General features: G+C 69.9%; 21 protein-coding genes. 18 read left to right on the plus strand and 3 right to left on the minus strand.

Going from position 1 to position 19,500, the window contains the following annotated elements; all coding sequences use genetic code 11:
• Positions 1 to 176 precede the first annotated feature (176 nt).
• From JHW48_RS08085 to cysE, 13 genes are all read left to right on the plus strand, one after another.
• Positions 177 to 791 (plus strand): head-tail connector protein, encoded by a 615-nt coding sequence (locus JHW48_RS08085; protein ID WP_119885743.1) that lies wholly within the window; start codon positions 177 to 179, stop codon positions 789 to 791.
• Positions 791 to 1,129 (plus strand): head-tail adaptor protein, encoded by a 339-nt coding sequence (locus tag JHW48_RS08090; protein ID WP_119885773.1) that lies wholly within the window; start codon positions 791 to 793, stop codon positions 1,127 to 1,129. Before JHW48_RS08085 ends, JHW48_RS08090 begins: the two co-directional genes overlap by 1 nt.
• The gene (locus tag JHW48_RS08095) at positions 1,126 to 1,545 is read left to right on the plus strand and encodes a DUF3168 domain-containing protein (RefSeq protein ID WP_119885742.1); all 420 of its coding nucleotides are present in this window, start codon (positions 1,126 to 1,128) and stop codon (positions 1,543 to 1,545) included. Before JHW48_RS08090 ends, JHW48_RS08095 begins: the two co-directional genes overlap by 4 nt.
• Positions 1,546 to 1,557: 12 nt before the next feature.
• Positions 1,558 to 1,971 (plus strand): phage major tail protein, TP901-1 family, encoded by a 414-nt coding sequence (locus JHW48_RS08100; RefSeq protein WP_119885741.1) that lies wholly within the window; start codon positions 1,558 to 1,560, stop codon positions 1,969 to 1,971.
• The gene (locus tag JHW48_RS08105; protein WP_119885740.1) at positions 1,971 to 2,285 is read left to right on the plus strand and encodes a gene transfer agent family protein; all 315 of its coding nucleotides are present in this window, start codon (positions 1,971 to 1,973) and stop codon (positions 2,283 to 2,285) included. The genes JHW48_RS08100 and JHW48_RS08105 overlap by 1 nt, the downstream gene beginning before the upstream one ends.
• Positions 2,282 to 2,524, plus strand: a complete 243-nt coding sequence (locus JHW48_RS08110; protein ID WP_119885739.1) for a rcc01693 family protein — start codon at positions 2,282 to 2,284, stop codon at positions 2,522 to 2,524. The genes JHW48_RS08105 and JHW48_RS08110 overlap by 4 nt, the downstream gene beginning before the upstream one ends.
• On the plus strand, positions 2,517 to 3,146 hold the full coding sequence (locus tag JHW48_RS08115; protein WP_119885738.1) for a phage tail tape measure protein: 630 nt from the start codon (positions 2,517 to 2,519) through the stop codon (positions 3,144 to 3,146). Before JHW48_RS08110 ends, JHW48_RS08115 begins: the two co-directional genes overlap by 8 nt.
• Before the next feature lie 14 nt (positions 3,147 to 3,160).
• Positions 3,161 to 3,793, plus strand: a complete 633-nt coding sequence (locus JHW48_RS08120) for a DUF2460 domain-containing protein (protein WP_119885737.1) — start codon at positions 3,161 to 3,163, stop codon at positions 3,791 to 3,793.
• Positions 3,790 to 4,623: a DUF2163 domain-containing protein gene (locus JHW48_RS08125; protein ID WP_119885736.1), complete on the plus strand. Its 834-nt coding sequence runs from the start codon at positions 3,790 to 3,792 to the stop codon at positions 4,621 to 4,623. The genes JHW48_RS08120 and JHW48_RS08125 overlap by 4 nt, the downstream gene beginning before the upstream one ends.
• Complete coding sequence (locus tag JHW48_RS08130) at positions 4,616 to 5,044, plus strand: NlpC/P60 family protein (protein ID WP_119885735.1); 429 nt, start codon at positions 4,616 to 4,618, stop codon at positions 5,042 to 5,044. Before JHW48_RS08125 ends, JHW48_RS08130 begins: the two co-directional genes overlap by 8 nt.
• Before the next feature lie 24 nt (positions 5,045 to 5,068).
• Complete coding sequence (locus JHW48_RS08135; RefSeq protein WP_119885734.1) at positions 5,069 to 8,950, plus strand: baseplate multidomain protein megatron; 3,882 nt, start codon at positions 5,069 to 5,071, stop codon at positions 8,948 to 8,950.
• Positions 8,940 to 9,650, plus strand: coding sequence for a DUF2793 domain-containing protein (locus tag JHW48_RS08140; RefSeq protein WP_272835577.1), 711 nt, complete (start codon positions 8,940 to 8,942; stop codon positions 9,648 to 9,650). The genes JHW48_RS08135 and JHW48_RS08140 overlap by 11 nt, the downstream gene beginning before the upstream one ends.
• 107 nt (positions 9,651 to 9,757) lie before the next feature.
• Positions 9,758 to 10,561 carry a serine O-acetyltransferase gene (gene cysE, locus JHW48_RS08145; protein ID WP_205961908.1) on the plus strand — a complete coding sequence of 268 codons (804 nt, stop codon included), beginning with the start codon at positions 9,758 to 9,760 and terminating at the stop codon, positions 10,559 to 10,561.
• Here cysE and JHW48_RS08150 read toward each other — a convergent pair.
• A complete protein-coding gene (locus JHW48_RS08150; protein ID WP_119886319.1) occupies positions 10,558 to 11,616 on the minus strand; it encodes a quinone-dependent dihydroorotate dehydrogenase in 1,059 nt (352 codons plus the stop codon). The genes cysE and JHW48_RS08150 overlap by 4 nt on opposite strands.
• On the minus strand, positions 11,616 to 11,948 hold the full coding sequence (locus JHW48_RS08155; protein ID WP_119886340.1) for a DUF952 domain-containing protein: 333 nt from the start codon (positions 11,946 to 11,948) through the stop codon (positions 11,616 to 11,618). Before JHW48_RS08155 ends, JHW48_RS08150 begins: the two co-directional genes overlap by 1 nt.
• A gap of 150 nt (positions 11,949 to 12,098) precedes the next feature.
• Between JHW48_RS08155 and JHW48_RS08160 the strand changes: the two genes are divergently transcribed.
• The 3 genes from JHW48_RS08160 (at position 12,099) to JHW48_RS08170 (ending at position 15,744) form a co-directional block, all read left to right on the plus strand.
• Positions 12,099 to 13,697, plus strand: coding sequence for a bifunctional metallophosphatase/5'-nucleotidase (locus JHW48_RS08160; protein ID WP_119886320.1), 1,599 nt, complete (start codon positions 12,099 to 12,101; stop codon positions 13,695 to 13,697).
• Positions 13,698 to 13,765: 68 nt separating this feature from the next.
• Entirely contained in the window at positions 13,766 to 14,359 is a 594-nt protein-coding gene (locus JHW48_RS08165; protein ID WP_119886321.1) for a nicotinate-nucleotide adenylyltransferase, read from the plus strand.
• Complete coding sequence (locus JHW48_RS08170) at positions 14,356 to 15,744, plus strand: D-alanyl-D-alanine carboxypeptidase (RefSeq protein ID WP_272835578.1); 1,389 nt, start codon at positions 14,356 to 14,358, stop codon at positions 15,742 to 15,744. The genes JHW48_RS08165 and JHW48_RS08170 overlap by 4 nt, the downstream gene beginning before the upstream one ends.
• Here JHW48_RS08170 and JHW48_RS08175 read toward each other — a convergent pair.
• A complete protein-coding gene (locus tag JHW48_RS08175; protein WP_119886323.1) occupies positions 15,741 to 16,163 on the minus strand; it encodes a tellurite resistance TerB family protein in 423 nt (140 codons plus the stop codon). The genes JHW48_RS08170 and JHW48_RS08175 overlap by 4 nt on opposite strands.
• A gap of 89 nt (positions 16,164 to 16,252) precedes the next feature.
• On the opposite strand from JHW48_RS08175, the gene JHW48_RS08180 reads away from it, so the two are divergent.
• The gene (locus tag JHW48_RS08180) at positions 16,253 to 17,830 is read left to right on the plus strand and encodes a lysine--tRNA ligase (RefSeq protein WP_119886324.1); all 1,578 of its coding nucleotides are present in this window, start codon (positions 16,253 to 16,255) and stop codon (positions 17,828 to 17,830) included.
• Between the two features lie 97 nt (positions 17,831 to 17,927).
• A complete protein-coding gene (locus tag JHW48_RS08185; RefSeq protein WP_119886325.1) occupies positions 17,928 to 19,445 on the plus strand; it encodes a SulP family inorganic anion transporter in 1,518 nt (505 codons plus the stop codon).
• Positions 19,446 to 19,500: the final 55 nt, after the last annotated feature.

Raw genomic sequence — 19,500 nt, forward strand, 5'->3', positions numbered from 1 at the left:
GGGTGAGGGAGGGGACGCGTCAGGAACGCCGGTCATTCCGGTTAAGCATCTGTCCGCGCGCGCTGATGGCCGGTGCGCCACGCGTCCCCTTTTTCCCTGCGCGATGACGGCGGGGCCCCGGTCGGGGGCCCCGACCCTGGTGGAACATGCGGACGGCAGGACGGGAGGTTCGCAACATGATGCTGATAGAGGAAACGGCGCCCGCGGCGGAGGCGCTGCCGGTGGCCGCCCTGCGCGCGCATTTGCGTCTGGCCCAAGGCTTCGACGGGCCCGACGACGCGGCCGAGACGGCCGCCCTGGCCGGGTTTCTGCGCGCTGCCATCGCCACGATCGAGGGGCGGACGGGCAAGGTCCTGCTGACCAGGCGCTTTCGGATGCAGCTGGACGACTGGCGCGACCGGCTGGGGCAGGCGCTGCCTTTGGCGCCGGTCCATTCGGTCGACCGGATCGAGATCGACGACGGGGCCGGGACGGTGACCGTCCTGCCGCCCGAGACATGGCGGATGGTGCCGGATGCGCAGCGCCCGGTGATCCTGCCCGCCGGGGTGGTGCTGCCCCATGTGCCGCGCCGCGGGATGGTCACGGTGACCTTCACGGCGGGATTCGGCGCCAGCTGGGACCAGGTGCCCGCGGATCTGGCGCAGGCGGTGCTGCTGTTGGCGGCACGCTATTACGACGACCGCAGCCAGGACGGGCGGGGGCATGCGCTGCCCTTCGGGGTCAGTGCGCTGATCGAGCGGTGGCGCGCGGTGCGCACCCTGGCCGGGCGCGGCAGCCGGGAGTGGCGCTGATGGCCGCGTCCGGGATGAACGTCCGGCTGGCGCTGGAGACATCGGACCGGCAGCCCGACGGAATGGGCGGCCACCGCCTGGTCTGGCGGCAGCTGGGCTGGATCTGGGCGCGGATGGATGCGCGGTCGGGGCGCGAGCAGGGCATGGGCGCGGGCATGGTCAGCGTCGTGCAATGGCGCATCACCACCCGCGGCGCCCCAGTGGGCGACCCGCGCCGTCCCCGACCCGGCCAGCGGCTGCGCCTTGGCCAGCGGCTGTTCCTGATCGAGGCGGTGGCCGAGGCGGATGCCCTTGGCCGCAGCCTGGACTGCTTTGCCCGCGAGGAGGATCTGACATGAGCTATGGCGCCGGAGTGGCCCTGCAGGCGGCGGTCTATGAGCGGCTGCGCGCCGACGATGCCTTGGGCGGAATGGTGGGCGACGCGATCTTCGACGCGATGCCCGCATCCGCCCCGAGCGGGATCTTCGTGTCCCTGGGCCCGGAGGAGGTGCGCGACGCATCGGACGCGACGGGCCGCGGGTCGCGGCATGAATTCGTGATCTCGGTCATGGCAGGCAGCGACGGCGCGGCGGGCTTCGGCGCGCTGAAGGCCGCCGCTGTCGCCGTGGCGGATGCCCTGGATCAGGGCGGCATGGCGCTGTCGCGCGGCCGTCTGGCGGGGCTGTGGTTTCTGCGCGCCACCGCGCGGCGGATCAAGAACGGTGCGGCGCGGCAGGTCGATCTGACCTTTCGCGCGCGCATCGACCTGGATTGAGGAGACGGGATTATGGCAGTGCAAAGCGGACGCGATCTGCTGATCAAGATGGACATGACCGGCAATGGGTCGTTCGAGACCGTGGCGGGCCTGCGCGCGACGCGCCTGTCCTTCAACGCCGACACGGTCGATGTCACCAGCCTGGAGAGCGAGGGCGGCTGGCGCGAGCTGCTGGCCGGGGCGGGCGTGCGGACCGCCTCGATCGCCGGGTCGGGGGTGTTTCGCGACATGGCCACGGATGGGCGGGCGCGCCAGATCTTCTTTGACGGCGAGATCCCGCGGTTCCAAGTGATCATCCCCGATTTCGGGCGCGTCGAGGGGCCGTTCCAGATTACCGGCCTGGAATATGCGGGCACCCATGACGGCGAGGCGACCTATGAGATGTCGCTGGCCTCGGCCGGGGCGCTCAGCTTCGTGGCGCTGTGATGGCCAATCCGATGCGCGGCGAGGTCTGCGTGACGCTGGACGGCCGGCCCCATGTCGCGCGCCTGACCTTGGGCGCGCTGGCCGAGATGGAGGCCGGCCTGGGCGAGGGCGGGCTGACCGCGCTGGTCGCCCGGATGGACGAGGGCCGGTTCTCGGGCGCCGATATCCTGGCGGTCCTGGTCGCGGGTCTTCGTGGCGGCGGGTGGGACGGGCGGGCAGATGACCTGCTGTCCGTCCAGGTCGAGGGCGGCCCGCTGGAGGCCGCCCGCATCGCCGCGCGCCTGCTGGCCTTGGCCTTCAGGCCCTTGGCATGACGCCGGGGGGTCTGGACTGGCCGGGGCTGATGCGCGCCGGGATGCAGGCGCTGCGCCTGCATCCCGACCGGTTCTGGTCCCTGACCCCGGCCGAGCTGGCGTTGATGGCCGGGCTGGGCCAGGTCGCGCCGCGAATGAATGCCGAACGGCTGGCCGCGCTGGCGGCCCGCTATCCCGATGCGCCGGTCCCGGCGCTGCGACCCGATGACGAGGGAGAGAACGAGCATGTCGATGAGTAGCGGGGCGGGGTCCATGCTGGACCGCTTGGACGAGGATCTGGGCCAGAGCGCCCGGATCGCAGGCGAGTTCCAGGCCGAGCTGGGCCGGTTGCAGCAATCCATGGCCATGACCGGCCGCGAGGTCGGCACCCTGACCGCCGGGCTGGAGCGGGGCCTGGGGCGCGCGATCGACGGGCTGGTGCTGGACGGCGACAAGCTGTCGGATGCGCTGCGTTCGGTGGGCAAGTCGCTGGCCGACACGGTCTATGGCATGGCCATGAAGCCGGTCGAGCGCGCCATGGCGGGGTCGATCATGGGCGGGCTGTTCGGGCAGGTCACCCCCTTTGCCAAGGGCGGCGCCTTTGCCGGCGGGCGCAGCATGGCGGGCGAGGTCGTTGGCGGGTCCACCGGTTTCGGCATGCGCGGCGGCCAGGGCCTGATGGGCGAGGCGGGCCCCGAGGCGATCATGCCGCTGCGCCGCGGCCCCGACGGCAAGCTGGGGGTGGCCGCCGCGGGCGGGGGCGGGGCGGTGAACGTCACCTTCAACATCCAGACCCCGGATGTGGCGGGCTTTCAGCGCAGCCAGGCGCAGATCGCCGCCCAGATGTCGCGCGTGCTGTCGCGTGGCGAACGAAACAGCTGAGAAAGGTGCCGAACATGGCCTTTCACGAGGTAAGATTTCCCACGAACCTGTCCTTCGGGGCGATCGGCGGCCCCGAGCGGCGCACCGAGATCGTCACCATGGCCAGCGGCTTCGAGGAGCGCAACACGCCCTGGACCCATGCGCGCCGCCGCTTCGACGCGGGCATGGGGCTGCGGTCGCTGGACGATCTGGCGGCGGTGATCGCCTTTTTCGAGGCGCGGTCGGGCCAGCTGCACGGGTTCCGCTGGAAGGACTGGTCGGATCACAAGAGCTGCCTGCCGTCCGCCGCGCCGGGATTCGAGGATCAGGTGATCGCGATTGGTGACGGTCGCACCCGCAGCTTTGCGCTGACCAAGGCCTATCGGTCGGGGGCCAGCACCTATCACCGGCCTATCGCCAAGCCGGTGGTGGGTTCGGTCCGTGCGGGCATCGGCGGCGCGCAGGTCTTTCCCGAGATCAACTATGTCGTCGATCACCGCATAGGCCGCATCACCTTTCACGAGGCACCCGATACCGGGGCCGAGATCACCGCCGGATACGAGTTCGACGTGCCGGTGCGCTTCGACACGGATCGCATCGCGGTGTCGGTCTCGTCCTTTCAGGCGGGCCAGGTTCCCGACATTCCGGTGATCGAGGTGCGCGTATGACCACGACGACCCTTGCCCGCGCCTGGTCGGTGCGACGCGCCGACGGGCTGACCCTGGGCTTTACCGATCACGACCGCCGGCTGGTCTTTGGCGGCGTTACCTTCCGCCCCGATCGCGGGCTGACGGCGCGCGCCCTGGTCCAGGGCACGGGCCTGTCGGTCGACAACAGCGAGGCCGTCGGCGCGCTGAACGACGAGGCCATCACCGAGCGCGACCTGATGGCCGGCCGGTGGGACGATGCCGAACTGCGCATGTGGGAGGTGGACTGGACCGATGTCACCCTGCGCCGGATGGTGTTCCGCGGGTCGCTCGGCGAGGTGTCGCGGGCCAATGGCGCCTTCCGGGCCGAGCTGCGCGGCCAGTCTGATGCGCTGAACGCGCCGCAGGGGCGGGTCTATCACCCGCGCTGCAATGCGCGCTTGGGCGATGCCGCCTGCCGGGTCGACCTGACATCCGAGGCGCTGATGGTCGAACGCGAGGTTCAGGGGTTGGAGGATGCGCGGCTGTTCACCTTTGCCGGTTTCCCCGCCTACGACGCGGCCTGGTTCGAGCAGGGCAGCCTGACCGTCCTGTCCGGGGCCGCCGAGGGCCTGACCGGGATGATCAAGAACGACCGGTCGCGCCCCGGCGGCCATCGGGTGATCGAGCTGTGGTCCGATCTGGGGATCGCGCCCGCGCAGGGCGACCGGGTGCGCCTGACCGCCGGCTGCGACAAGGCCGGGGCGACCTGTCGGCTGAAGTTCCGCAACTATGCGAATTTCCGGGGCTTTCCGCATCTGCCGCCCGAGGATTGGCTGATGGCGCCGCGGATCGGGGGCAGCCGTGGATGACCGCGTGCTGGAGGCCGCGCGCGGCTGGCTGGGCACGCCCTATGTCCATCAGGCCAGCCTGCGGGGCGGCGGGACGGATTGCCTGGGGCTGATCCGCGGCATCTGGCGCGATCTCTATGGCCGGGAACCCGAGGAGCCGCCCGCCTATACCCAGGACTGGGCGGAATGCGGCCCGCGCGAGGTGCTGATGGATGCCGCGGCGCGTCACCTTTGCGCGGTTCCGGACGCGGCGCCTTGGCAGGCGGGGCAGGTCCTGCTGTTTCGCATGCGCGCGGGCGCCATCGCCAAGCATCTGGGCATTCTGTCGGTGACCGGCGCGGCGCCGCGTTTTCTGCATGCCTATACGGGCCATGGCGTCATCGAGAGCCCGCTGACGCCGCCATGGCAATCCCGGATCGTCGCGCGATTCCGGTTTCCCTGAGAAATTCGAACGAAGGAGGCCCGAATGGCCACGATTGTCCTGTCTGCCGTGGGCGCATCGCTTGGGGCGGGATTCGGCGGCACGGTGCTGGGTGTGTCCGGGGCCGTTCTGGGCCGGGCCGCCGGTGCGGTTCTGGGCCGCGCGATCGACCAGCGCCTGCTGGGCGGCGGCACCAAGGCGGTCGAGACCGGCCGCATCGACCGGCTGCGCATCCAGACCGCCGGCGAAGGCATGGCCGTGCCCCGCATCTGGGGCCAGATGCGCATGCCCGGCCATGTCATCTGGGCATCCCCTCTGGAGGAGGTGACCCGCACCGAAAGCCAGGGCGGCGGCAAGGGTGCCCCCCGCACCGAGGTCAGCCATGTCAGCTATCGCCTGTCGGTCGCGCTGGCCGTGGCCGAGGGGCCGATCCTGTCGGTCGGGCGCATCTGGGCCGATGGCGAGGAGGTCGCGCAGCGCGACCTGAACATCCGCATCTATCGCGGCGACGAGGACCAGATGCCGGATCCGGTCATCCTCGCGCATGAGGGCGAGGAGGCCCCGGCCTATCGCGGCATCGCCTATGTCGTGCTGGAGAACCTGAGCCTGGAGCGGTGGGGCAACCGCATGCCGCAGCTGAGCTTCGAGGTCACCTGTCCCGCGCGGGACGGATCGGGCCTGCCGCGCGACGTGCGCGCGGTGGCGCTGATCCCCGGGACGGGGGAATATTCGCTGGCCACCACCGCCGTCTCGGAGACGGGCGATTTGGGCGAGAGCCGCAGCTTCAACGTGAACACCCCGATGGGTGGCACGGATTTCACCGCCGCCCTTAACGTGATGGGGCGGGAGCTGCCGAATGTGGGCTCGGTCTCGCTGATCGTGTCCTGGTTCGGCAGCGATCTGCGCATCGGCGACTGCACCGTCCGGCCCAAGGTCGAATATCGCGAGGTGGACGGGGCCGAGATGCCGTGGCGCGCAGGCGGGATCGACCGCGCGCAGGCGGGCGAGGTGGCGCGCAAGGACGGTCGCCCCATCTATGGCGGCACGCCTTCGGACCAGTCGGTGATCGAGGGGCTGCGCGCGCTGGCGGCATCGGGGCGCAAGGCGATCTTCTATCCCTTCATCCTGATGGAGCAGATCGCCGGCAACGCCCTGCCGGACCCCTATGGCGCGGCCGAGCAGCCGGTCATGCCGTGGCGCGGCCGCATCACCACCAGCGTCGCGCCGGGCCGTCCCGACACGACCGACGGCACGACCGAGGCCGCGGCCCAGGTCGCGCGGTTCTTCGGCCAGGCGCAGGCGCATCACTTCGGCCGGGACGGCGACCGGATCACCTATTCCGGGCCGCAGGAATGGTCCTATCGCCGGTTCATCCTGCATTACGCCCATGTCTGCGCGGCGGCGGGGGGAATGGACGCCTTCCTGATCGGATCCGAGATGGTCGCGATGACGCAGATCCGCGGGCCGGGCAACAGCTATCCGGCGGTGGCCGCGCTGCGCCAGCTGGCGGCCGATGTGCGCCAGATCCTGGGGCCGTCGGTCAAGATCGGCTATGCTGCGGACTGGTCGGAATATTTCGGGCATCACCCCGGCGGGGGCGAGCTGTTCTTTCACCTCGACCCCCTTTGGGCGGATGCGAATATCGACTTCATCGGCATCGACAACTACATGCCGCTGTCGGATTGGCGCGACGGGGACGACCATCTGGACGCATCCTGGGGCCGGATCGACAATATCGACTATCTGAAGGCCAATGTCGCGGGGGGCGAGGGGCATGACTGGTACTATGCCAGCGATGCCGATCGCGACGCGCAGGTCCGTACGCCGATTACCGACGGGTTCTACGACGAGGCCTGGGTCTGGCGCTACAAGGATCTGAAGAGCTGGTGGCAGAACCAGCATTTCAACCGTCCCGGCGGGCTGCGCGATGCCGAGGCGACGGATTGGGTGCCGGGGTCCAAGCCCGTCTGGTTCACGGAATTCGGCTGTGCGGCGCTGGACAAGGCGACCAACCAGCCGAACAAGTTCCTGGATGCGATGTCCTCGGAGAGCATGCTGCCGCATTATTCCAACGGCACGCGCGACGATGCGATCCAGGCCGCCTATGTCGAGGCGACCATGGCGCATTGGCGCGACCCCGAGAACAACCCCGTCAATGCGGACGGGGTGCGGATGGTCGACCTGGACAGGGCGCATGTCTGGTGCTGGGACGCGCGGCCCTATCCGGCCTTTCCGGGGCGCCAGGATCTGTGGTCCGACGGGCCTGCTTGGGATCGCGGGCATTGGCTGAACGGCCGGGCGGGGGCGGTGACGCTGCGCGCGGTCGTGCGCGACATCTGCCGCGGCGCGGGTCTGGCGCATGTGGACGTGTCGCGGATATCGGGGCTGGTGCGCGGCTATGCGCTGCAGGGCAACGAGACCGCCCGCGCGGCGCTGCAGCCCTTGATGCTGGCCCATGGCTTCGACGCGGTGGAACGCGACGGCATGCTGCGCTTCGTGTCGCGCGACGGCTTGGCGCGCGTGGTCATCGGTCCCGACGATCTGGCCGTCACGGGCGAGCTGTCGGGCTTCGAGACGGTGCGCCAGGTCGAGGCGGCCAATCTGGGCCAGTTGCGGCTGAGCCATGTGGCGGCGGGCGGGGATTATGCCGTGGCCACCGCCGAGGCCAGCCTGGCCGATGCCGACCGCCGCGCCGTATCGGAGAGCGAATTCGCGATGGTCCTGACCCGTCCCGAGGGTCGCGCCATCGCCGATCGCTGGATCGCCGAGGCCGAGCTGGCGCGCGACACGGCGCGCTTCGCCCTGCCGCCGTCGCGGACCGATCTGGGGCCGGGCGACGTGATCGTGACCCGGATGCCGGGTCAGGAGAAGCGGCGCTGGCGGATCGACCGGGTCGAGCGCGCGGGCGCGGTGACGGTCGATGCGGTGCGGGTGGATCCGGGCCTCTATACGCCGCGGCTGTCGCATCACGACCAAGGCGGGATCGGGCGCTATCTGCCGCCCATGCCGGTCTTTCCGGTGATCATGGACCTGCCGCTGCTGCGCGGGGGCGAGGTGCCGCATGCGCCGTGGCTGGCCGTGTCGGCGCATCCCTGGCCGCGAACCGTTGCCGCCTATGGCGCGGCCGATCCGGAGGGTGGGTTCGCGTTAAACCGCCTGATGCAGCGCCGCGCGCTGATCGGGCGGACGGTGACGCCGCTGCGGCGGGCGCGGCCCGGGGTGATCGACCGCGGCGCGCCGCTGCGCCTGCGGTTGCTGAACGACGCGTTGCAATCGGTGACGCAGCGCGCACTGCTGTCGGGGGCCAACGCCATGGCCATCGGCGACGGCACCACCGACCGGTGGGAGGTGATGCAGTTCGCCAAGGCCGAGCTGGTCGCCCCCAACCTGTGGGAGATCAGCGGCCGCCTGCGCGGTCAGGCGGGCACCGACGCGTTGATGCCCGAGGCCTGGCCCGAGGGCAGCCTGGTCGTGTTGCTGGATGGCGGGATCACCCAGCTGGACCTGCCGCCATCGGCCCGCGGGCAGGAGCGGTTCTGGCGCGTGGGCCCGGCGATGCGATCGCCGGACGACGCCAGTTACCGCGCGCTGACCACGGTGGCGCGGGGCATCGGGCTGCGCCCCTATGCGCCCTGCCATCTGCGGCTGCAGGGGCGGGACCTATCCTGGACCCGGCGCAGCCGCATCGACGGCGATGGCTGGGACGGTGCCGACATCCCCTTGGGCGAGGAGGTCGAACGCTATCTGCTGCGCCTGTCGCAAGGCGGCCAGATGATCGCCGAGGCGCAGCCCCTGACGACCCGCTGGACCGTGCCCGACGCGGTCTGGTCCCAGTTGCAGCCCGGCCCCCTGCGGGTCGAGCTGGCCCAGATGTCGCAGACCTTCGGTCGCGGCCCCTTTGCAAGGAGAGACTTCGATGTCCAGTGAAACCACGCGCCTGCAGATGTCGCTGCTGCAACCGGCGCAGGCGCAGAAGCACGTCACCGTCAACGAGGCGCTGATGCGGCTGGACGGGATGGTCAACCTGGTGCTGGAGAGCGTCTCGACCGCGACCCCGCCCGGGACGGTGCTGGACGGGCAATGCTGGGGCGTGCCCGCCGAAGCCCAGGGTGCCTGGGCGGGGCAGGGCGGGCGCATCGCCATCGGCTCGAACGGGGGCTGGATCTTCGTGCCGCCGCGGGCGGGCATGCGGGCCTTCATCGCCGATCGCGGGGTGCAGGCCATCCATGACGGCGCCCATTGGGCGGCGGGCGCGCTGAGCCTGGGGGCCACGGGATCGGGCCTGATCGCCGCCATGGCCGAGGGCGAGGTCACCTTGGGGTCGGGCAGCAGCGTGATCACCGACGTGATCATCCCGCCCGGCGCGATGGTGATCGGGGCGGTGGGCCGGGTCTCGGCGGCGCTGACGGGGACGGCGACGGGATGGCGGCTCGGCACGTCGGGGGCGCTGAACCGCTTTGGCCAAGGCCTTGGCCGGCAGGAGGGGTCCTGGGCGCGGGGCATGCTGGGCAGTCCGATGGCATATTATCAGCCCGAACCGCTGATCGTGACCGCCGAGGGCGGCACCATGACCGGCGGGCGCATCAGGCTGGCCGTCCACTACCTGGAGATGCGCCTGCCGTCCTGACGGCGCAGTTGGGGCCTGCCCGTCTTTCGCCCGACCGCATTGTGGTTTATGTAGGGGGCAAGGATCGACCGGGCAGGCCCATCATGAACATGCAGCATTCCGACAAGATGAAGCTTTCGCTGGATCGCGACGCGATCTGGTCCCAGCTGCGCGACGAGGCCCGTGCCGCCGTCGCGGGCGAGCCGCTGCTGGGCGCGCTGATCCATGCCGGGCTGATGCATCATCAGAGCCTGGAGGCCGCGCTGGCCTATCGTTTTTCGCTGAAGCTGGCCTCGGGCGAGATGTCCGAACAGATCCTGCGCGAGATCGCCGACCAGGCCTATGCCGACATGCCCGCCCTGGGCGATGCGGCGCGGGCGGACCTGATGGCGGTCTATGACCGCGACCCGGCCACCAACCGACTGATCCAGCCGGTGCTGTTCTACAAGGGGTTCCAGGCGCTGCAGGCCTATCGCATGGGGCATTGGCTGTGGCGGCAGGGGCGCCGCGACATGGCCTATTACGTGCAGATGCGGTGCTCGGAATGCTTCGGGGTGGACATCCATCCGGCGGCGCGGATCGGCACGGGTGTCATGATCGACCACGCCCATTCCATCGTCATCGGCGAGACCGCGACAGTCGGCAACGACGTGTCGATGCTGCATTCCGTGACCTTGGGCGGCACCGGCAAGGAGGATGGCGACCGACATCCCAAGATCGGCGACGGCGTGCTGATCGGTGCGGGCGCCAAGGTCCTGGGCAATATCCGCGTCGGCGACAATTCCCGCATCGCCGCGGGCTCGGTCGTGCTGCACGAGGTGCCGCGCTGCAAGACCGTGGCCGGCGTTCCGGCCCGCGTGATCGGGGATGCGGGTTGTCCCGAACCCTCGCACAGCATGAACCACCTGCTGGGGGCGGAAAGCTACCCCTAGCTCCAGTCGGCGGCGCCGCTGCCGGTCAGCTCGGCCAAGGTCATGCCTTGGTCCTGCAGGCGCGCATCCAGACCGCGCGCCAGGCGCGGCGCCAGCGACAGGCCCTGATAGATCATCGCCGAATAGATCTGGACCGCGCTGGCCCCCGCGCGCAGCTTTTCCCACACGTCATCGACCGAACCGATCCCGCCGACGCCGATCAGCGGCACCGCGCCCCGCGTCTGACGGTGCAGCAGCGCCAGCACCCGGGTCGAGCGCATGAAGAGCGGCCTGCCCGACAGCCCGCCCGCCTGACCGGCATGCGGCCCCAGGATGCCGTCGCGCGACAGGGTCGTGTTCGTCGCGATCACCCCGTCGATGCGGGCGTTCAGCACCACGGCGGCCAGATCCGCGATCTCGGCATCCGAGAGGTCCGGCGCGATCTTGACGAAGACCGGCACCCGGCGGGCCAGCCCGTCACGCGCGGCCAGCACCCGGTCCAGCAGCGCCGCCAGCGCATCGGCCCCCTGCAGGTCGCGCAGCTTCTCGGTATTGGGCGAGGAGACGTTCACCGTCACGAAATCGGCGCTGTGACCCGCGATGCGCAGGACCTGGGCGAAATCCTCGGCCCGGTCGGCGCTGTCCTTGTTCGCGCCCAGGTTCAGGCCCACCGGCACGCCCGCGGGGCGGTCCGCCAAGCGACGGCCGATCGCATCGGCGCCTTGGTTGTTGAAGCCGAAGCGGTTGATGATCGCCTGCTGCCCGGTCAGGCGGAACAGGCGCGGCCTGGGGTTGCCCGGCTGCGGGCGGGGCGTGGCCGCACCGATCTCGATGAAGCCGAAGCCCGACCGCATCAGCGGTGCGATGACCAACCCGTTCTTGTCATATCCCGCCGCCAGCCCGATCGGGTTCGGCAGCGAAATCCCCGCCAGATCGACCCGCAGCCGGTCCGAGGTGACGGCCCCTCCCTCCAGCGGGACCAGCCCGCGCTGCAGCGCCTTGATCGACAGGTCATGGGCGCGTTCGGGGTCCAGGCGGTGCAGCGCGGCCAGGCCCAGCTTTTCGATCATGCTCATTACTCGATCCCGGTCAGGTGCCGCTCGTCGCGCAGAACGATAGGGTGCGTGAAGGCGATGTCGTCCATCCGCAGCCGGCGATAGAGATGCGGGAACAGCGCCCCCCCGCGCGAGGGTTCCCATCGCAGGGCGTCGCCCATCCCCTCCGCCTCGCAGGCCAGAAGGACCAGCCCGTCCTCGCCCGCGAAATGGCGCGCCAGGGTTTCCCCCAGCTGTTCCCCCGTCGACAGATGCACGAAGCCGTCGGCCAGATCGACCGGCGCGCCCTGCGTTTCCCCATCCCGTTCCAGTTGCGCCCATTCCGGTCCGCGCAAGACCTTGTAGATCAGCATGGGCGCATTTGCCGTTTCCCCATGCATCAGGTCAAGCCGTCATGTTCCCGTGATCTGCCCATGGCAAAAGACCAGCCTAATGTTTGACCCCCGCGGCGGGCTGCGCCAAGCTGCCGGGGCTGACCAACGGGCCGAAAAAGGGAATCAGGCATGCAACGACGCCTTCTTGCCGCCGCATCTGCCATCGCGCTGTTCGCCGGAACCGCGCAGGCCGAAACGGTGCTGCACATCCTCCACACCAATGACGTTCACAGCCGGATCGAGCCGATCAACAGCTCGGACAGCACCTGCAACGAGGAACAGCTGGCCGCCGAGGAATGCTTTGGCGGGGTGGCGCGCATCGCCGCCAAGGTCGCCGAGCTGCGCGACCAGATCACCGCCGATGGCGGCAATGTCATCGTGCTGGATGCGGGCGACCAGTATCAGGGGTCGCTGTTCTACACGACCTACAAGGGCGAGGAGGTCGTCGAGTTCATGACCGCCATCGGCTATGACGCGATGGCGGTGGGCAATCACGAATTCGACGACGGCCCCGAAGGGCTGGCCGTGCTGGTCGATGGCGTCGATTTCCCGGTCCTGGCCAGCAATATCGACGTGTCGCAATCCAACGTGCTGGCCGGCAAGGTCGACAAGCATGCCGTGATCGAGATCGGCGATCTGCGCGTGGGCATCGTCGCGGCCCTGGCCACCGACACGCCCGAGACCGCATCGCCCGGCCCGAACGTCATCTTCTCCGATGACGCCGACGGGCTGGCCGCCGCCGCGGCCGAACTGGCCGATCAGGGCGTCGACAAGATCATCGCTGTGACCCATGTCGGCTATGTCCGCGACTTGGAGCTGGCGGCCGAGGTGTCGGGCATCGACGCCATCGTCGGCGGCCATTCCCACACCCTGCTGGGCGAGATGGAGGGCGCGCAGGGCGCCTATCCCACCATGGTCGACGGCCCCGACGGGCGGCAGGTGCCGGTCGTGCAGGCCTATGGCTATGGCAAGTATCTGGGCCACCTGACCCTGACCTTCGACGACGAGGGCAACGTCACCGCGGCCGAGGGCCAGCCGATCCTGCTGGATGCCTCGGTCCCCGAGGACGAGGCGATCGCCGCCCGCGTGGCCGAGATGGCCCAGCCCATCGACGAGTTGCGCCAGCAGGTCGTGGCCCGCACCTCGGCCCCGGTGGATGGCGACCGCAACAACTGCCGCGCCCGCGAATGCGAGATGGGCAACCTGGTCGCCGATGCGATGATCGACCGCGTGGCCGATCAGGGCGTCACCATCGCCATCCAGAACAGCGGCGGCCTGCGCGCCTCGCTGGACGAGGGCGAGGTGACCATGGGCGAGGTCTATACCGTGCTGCCCTTCCAGAACACCCTGGCCACCTTCGAGCTGACCGGTGCCGACATCGTCGCCGCGCTGGAGAACGGCGCCAGCCGCTACGAGGAGACCGCCGGGCGTTTCGCCCAGGTGGCGGGCCTGCAATACACCGTCGATCCCGCCGCCGATGCCGGTTCGCGCATCAGCGACGTGATGGTGCAGGCGGATGGCGAATGGGTCGCGATCGACATGGACGCGACCTATGGCGTGGCCACCAACAACTACATGCGCGCGGGCGGCGACGGCTATGACGTCTTTGCCGAGAACGGGCAGAACGCCTATGATTTCGGCCCCGACCTGGCCGAGGTGCTCGCCGAATACCTGGCCGAACAGGGTGACTATACCCCCTATCTGGACGGCCGGATCAAGGTTCGCTGAACGCCTGCGGGGCGGGCCGGACCCCCGGGGGTCTTGGCCCGCCCCGCGCCTTGCGCTAATCGGGCCGGATGAGAACGGGCTTCCCCCTCGCGCGGCCGGGCCAGCGCATCGGTCTGTTGGGCGGGTCCTTCGATCCCGCCCATGACGGACATCTGGCGATCAGCCGCGCGGCGCTGCGCCGCCTGCGGCTGGACCGCGTCTGGTGGCTGGTCACGCCGGGCAACCCGCTGAAGCGCCACGGGCCCGCGCCGCTGGACCGCCGGATGGACACGGCCGCGCGGCTGGCCCGCGACCCCCGCATCATCGTCACCGACCTGGAGACGCAGCTTGGCCTGCGCATGACCGCCGACACGGTGGCAGCGCTGCGCCATGCCTATCCGGGGGTGCGCTTCGTCTGGCTGATGGGCTCGGACAACCTGGTCCAGTTCCATCACTGGGACCGCTGGCGCCAGATCGCGGCCAGCCTGCCCATCGCCGTGATGGCCCGCCCCGGATCGCGGCTGCAGGCGCGGGGATCGGTCGCGGCGGGCATCCTGCGCCCGGCGCGCCTGCCCGAGGCCCGCGCGGCCCTGCTGGCCGATGCGCGCCCGCCCGCATGGGTGCTGCTGAACCTGCCCATGTCCCCCCTGTCATCGACCACGCTGCGCGAGGCCATGCCATGACCCTGAATCGCCGTCACCTACTGGGCCTGATGGCCGCATCGCTGGCCGCCCCCGCCATCGCCCGGGCCCAGGGGCTGGACATCCGGCCCCCCGCGGCCCGTTCCCGATCCGCGCGCCGTGGTGGCGCGGGCGGGGCTGCCGGGGCGGGTCTCCTATGCGCTGATCGGGCGGGGGGCGAGGCCTTGGCACTGCGCCAGGCGGCGGTTCCCTTGGCCCCGGCCAGCACGATGAAGGCCATCACCGCGCTCTATGCGCTGGACAGGCTGGGGCCGGACCGGCGGTTCCGCACCCAGGTGATCCAGTCGGGCGACATGATGGTTCTGGTCGGCGGCGGCGATCCGGTGCTGACCACGGACGAGCTGGCGCAGCTGGCCGCGGATCTGGCATCGGCGGGCCATCCGGCGCCTGCGCGCTTTGCGGTCTGGGGCGGCGCGCTGCCCGGCTTGGCGCGGATCGCGGGCGAACAGGCCGAGCATCTGCCCTACAACCCCTCGATCAGCGGGATGATGCTGAACTTCAACCGCGTGCATCTGGGATGGTCGCGGGTCGGCGTCGATTACCGCATGGAGGTCGAGGCCCGCGCCGCCAGCCAGTCGCCCCGCGCCTATACCGTCACCGCCGCGCCGGGCGATCACGCGCAGCTCTTCACCTATCGCCAGGATCCGGGGCGCGAAAGCTGGACCGTGTCGCGCGCCGCGATGGGCCGCGCCGGCAGCCGCTGGCTGCCCGTGCGCCTGCCCGAACTCTATGCCGGCGACGTCTTCCAGACCCTGTGCCGCGCCCGCGGCCTGGCGCTGCCCGCGCCCGAGATCATCGACCGCCTGCCCGAGGGCCGCGTCCTGGCCCATCACGACAGCCCCGCCGTCGCCACGCTGCTGCGCGACATGCTGCGATATTCGACGAACATCACCGCCGAGGCCTTGGGCCTGCATGCCAGCGGCGCGGCCGATCTGGCGGGGTCGGGGCAGGCGATGCAGGACTGGCTGGGCGATCTGGGCCGCGGGATGCGGCTGTCGGATCATTCCGGCCTGACCGATTCCAGCCGCATCGGCACCTATGCCATGGCGCGCATCCTGGACGGGCCGGGGCGCGACCTGGCGCTGGCACCGCTGCTGCGCCGCAACCCCATGTCCGACGAGCCCGGGACCGAGGCCCGCCGCCGGGTGGCCGCCAAGACCGGCACGCTGAACTTCGTGTCGAACCTGGCGGGCTATGTCACCGCCGCGGGCGGGGACGAGGGGGTGTTTGCGATCTTCTGCATCGACGCGGCGCGGCGCGAGGGCGCCATCGGCCAGGAACTGCCCGCCGGGGTCAGCACCTGGACCCGCAGCGCCAAGGAGGTCCAGCGCGACCTGCTGGGCGCCTTTGCCGGGCGGCTGGCCTAGACGGTCATGTGGCGCACCCGGGCCGACAGCTCGATCGCGGCGGCGTGCAGGCGGCTGATGTCCAGCTGGTCGCGGATTTCGGCCAGCATCACCACCTCGCCCTCATAGAGCCTGCCGTCGGCCGCGCCCACGTCGCAGGCCAGCGCATAGGCGGTCTCGTAGAGCTTCTCGGGTAGGGCGTCGCGGATCAGGCCGAAGAGGGCGTCCACCCCGTCATCCTCGTCGAAAAGCGTCATCACCGTCTGGCTGACCGCGCGGATGCGGCTGTCGTCATATTCGGCAAAGACCGGCGCGTGGTCCACCATCCGCTGGATCGCCACCAGTTCGGAGGTGCGGATGGTGCTGTCGGATGCGGAAACGGCCACCATCACCGCGACCAGCGCGTCGCAGGGTGACAGGGAAGGCAGGTCGATCGTCATGGCGGTCCTCCGCAAGGGTTCGGGCGCAAATTATTGACGATGCGCGACGCTTTCAATAAGCCATCCGGACCTCAACAGGAGAAGCGATCATGACCACCCTGCGCGATGCCGCGATGCAATCGAAGGCCTGGCCGTTCGAGGAGGCGCGCCGGGTGCTGAAACGCTATGAGAAGGCGCCGCCCGAAAAGGGCTATGTGCTGTTCGAGACGGGCTATGGCCCGTCCGGCCTGCCCCATATCGGCACCTTCGGCGAGGTCGCGCGCACCACGATGATCCGCCGCGCCTTTCAGGAGATCAGCGACATCCCCACCCGGCTGATCTGTTTTTCCGACGATCTGGACGGGATGCGCAAGGTCCCCGAGAACGTCCCCGACCAGGAGATGCTGAAGGATCACCTGCAGTTGCCGCTGACCGCCGTGCCCGATCCGTTCGGCGAATATGACAGCTTCGGCGATCACAACAACGCCATGCTGCGCCGGTTCCTGGACACGTTCGGGTTCGACTACGAATTCGTCAGCGCGACGGAATTCTATAAGTCGGGCCAGTTCGACGAGGTGCTGCTGCGCGCCGCACGCAACTATGACAAGATCATGGAGGTGATGCTGGCATCCCTGCGCGAGGAGCGGCAGCAGACCTATTCCTGTTTCCTGCCGATCAGCCCCAAGACGGGGCGGGTCCTCTATGTGCCGATCAAACATGTCGATGCCGAGGCAGGGACCATCACCTTCGACGAGGATGGCGAGGAGATCACCCTGCCGGTCACGGGCGGCAATGTGAAGCTGCAATGGAAGCCCGATTTCGGCGCCCGTTGGGCCGCGCTGGATGTCGATTTCGAGATGTACGGCAAGGATCACAGCACCAACACGCCGATCTATGACGGGATCTGCCGCATCCTGGGCGGCCGGGCGCCCGAGCATTTCACCTATGAGCTGTTTCTGGACCAGCACGGGCAGAAGATTAGCAAGTCCAAGGGCAACGGGCTGTCGATCGACGAATGGCTGACCTATGCCTCGACCGAAAGCCTAAGCTATTTCATGTATCTCAAGCCCAAGACGGCCAAGCGGATGTATTTCGACGTCATCCCCAAGGCGGTCGACGAATATCACCAGCAGCTGCGCGCCTATCCCGACCAGACGCCGGAACAGAAGCTGGCCAACCCGGTCTGGCACATCCATGGCGGCGAGGTTCCCGCATCCGACATGGTGGTGCCGTTCCAGATGCTGCTGAATCTGGCATCGGTCGCCGGTCAGACGGGCAAGGAGGGGCTCTGGGGCTTCATCCGCCGCTATGCGCCCGAGGCCAGCCCCGAGACGCATCCGGGCCTGGACCAGGCGGCAGGCTTTGCGCTGCGCTATTTCGACGATTTCGTGGCGCCCGCGCGCCGGTTCCGCCTGGCCGACGACCGCGAGCGGGCGGCGATGCAGGACCTGTCGGACCGTCTCGCCGCATGGGACCAGCCCGCCGACCCGGAGGCGCTGCAATCCATGGTCTTTGCCGTCGGCAAGGATCACGGCTTCGAGCCGCTGCGCGACTGGTTCGCCGCGCTCTATCAGGTGCTGCTGGGCGCCGATCAGGGGCCGCGTTTCGGGGGCTTCATCGCGCTTTATGGCATTGACGAGACACGCGATCTGATCGACCGCGCGCTGGCGGGCAAGCTGGCCGCATAGCGATTATTGACGTTACTGCGCTATCGCCCAAGCGCAACAGGTTGACAGCGGGACGGGGCCGGGGGCAACCTCGGCCCCGGTCTCATGGGGGTGCCGCATGGGCTATCGTCCCGCTTTTCTTGATCTTTCCATCAGCGCCAAGGATGTGCAGGCGGGGCTGACCGTGGCCATCGTGGCGCTGCCCCTGTCGCTGGCCATCGCCATCGCCAGCGGGGTCGGCCCCGATCGTGGGCTGGTCACCGCCATCGTGGGCGGGTTCCTGGTCAGCGCCCTGGGCGGCACCCGCCACCAGATCGGAGGGCCGGCGGGCGCCTTCATCGTGCTGGTCGCCGCCTGCGTCGCGGCCATCGGGATCGAGGGGCTGATCATGGCCACCGCCCTGTCGGGGGTGATGCTGGCCCTGCTGGGCGCGTTCCGGCTTGGCGGCGCGATCCGCTTCGTGCCCTATCCGGTCATTCTGGGCTTCACCGCGGGGATCGCGGTGATCATCGCGGCCAGCCAGCTGCGCGACCTGCTGGGCCTGACCCTGACCGGGTCCGAGCCCGGCGCCTTGATCCCCAAGCTCCTGGCGCTGTGGGCGGCGCGGGCCAGCCTGTCGCCCGCGACCGCGGCGGTGGCCGCGCTGACCGTCGCGGTGATCCTGGCCTGCACCCGGATGGCGCCGCGCCTGCCAGCCATGCTGATGGGCATCATCGCCGCGATGCTGGCAGCCCAGGTCCTGCCGGTGGTGACGGTGGCCGACCGTTTCGGCGCGCTGCCCACCGGCCTGCCCATGCCCCAGCTGCCGCGGATGGATGCGGCGCTGCTGATGGCGGCGCTGCCCTTCGCCTTGGGCTTTACGTTGCTGGGGGCGATCGAATCGCTGCTGTCGGCCATGGTCGCCGACCAGATGGCGGGCAGCCGCATGCGCCCGGATGACGAGCTGATCGGGCAGGGGGCGGCCAATCTGGGCGCCGCGCTGTTCGGGGGGTTCTGCACCACCGGCACCATCGCGCGCACCGCCACCAACGTGAAGGCCGGCAGCCGGGGGCCCGCCTCGGGGATGATCCATGCGGGGCTGCTGCTGGTCTTTCTGCTGGTCGCGGCGCCGGTGGTGGGGGCGATCCCGCTGGCGGGTCTGGCGGGGCTGTTGATGGTCGTGTCCTGGAAGATGATCGAATGGCACGCGATCACCGCCCTGACCCGCATCGACCGGGCCGAGGCCGGGGTCATGGGCCTGACCTTCGCCACGGTCGTGCTGGTCGACCTGATCACCGGGATCCTGGTGGGCACGGGTTTGGCCGGGCTGATCTTCGTCGCGCGCATGGCACGGGCCGGGCGGGCCGAGGCCCCGGCGCGCCCGGCGGGCGAGGCGGGCGGGCGGATGGTCGTGCATCTGTCGGGCCCGGTCTTCTTCGGGTCTGTCGCGCGGATCGGGGGCGTGCTGGACCGGATCGACGCGCGCCCGCGCCTGCTGGTCCTGGACATGGCGCAGGTGACCCTGCTGGACCCGAGCGGCGCGCAGATGATCGCGGACCTGGCCGCGCGGCTGCGGGCGCAGGGGGCCGGGCTGGCCGTGGCGGGGCTGTCCGCCGATCTGGATCACGGCCTGCCGGCATCCATCCCGCGCTTGTGAATTATTTACAAAACGCAAACGGAGCTAGTGAATAAGTTAACTGAATTATCGTTTT

It is taken from the genome of Paracoccus aestuarii, from assembly GCF_028553885.1.
Lineage (GTDB): Bacteria > Pseudomonadota > Alphaproteobacteria > Rhodobacterales > Rhodobacteraceae > Paracoccus > Paracoccus aestuarii.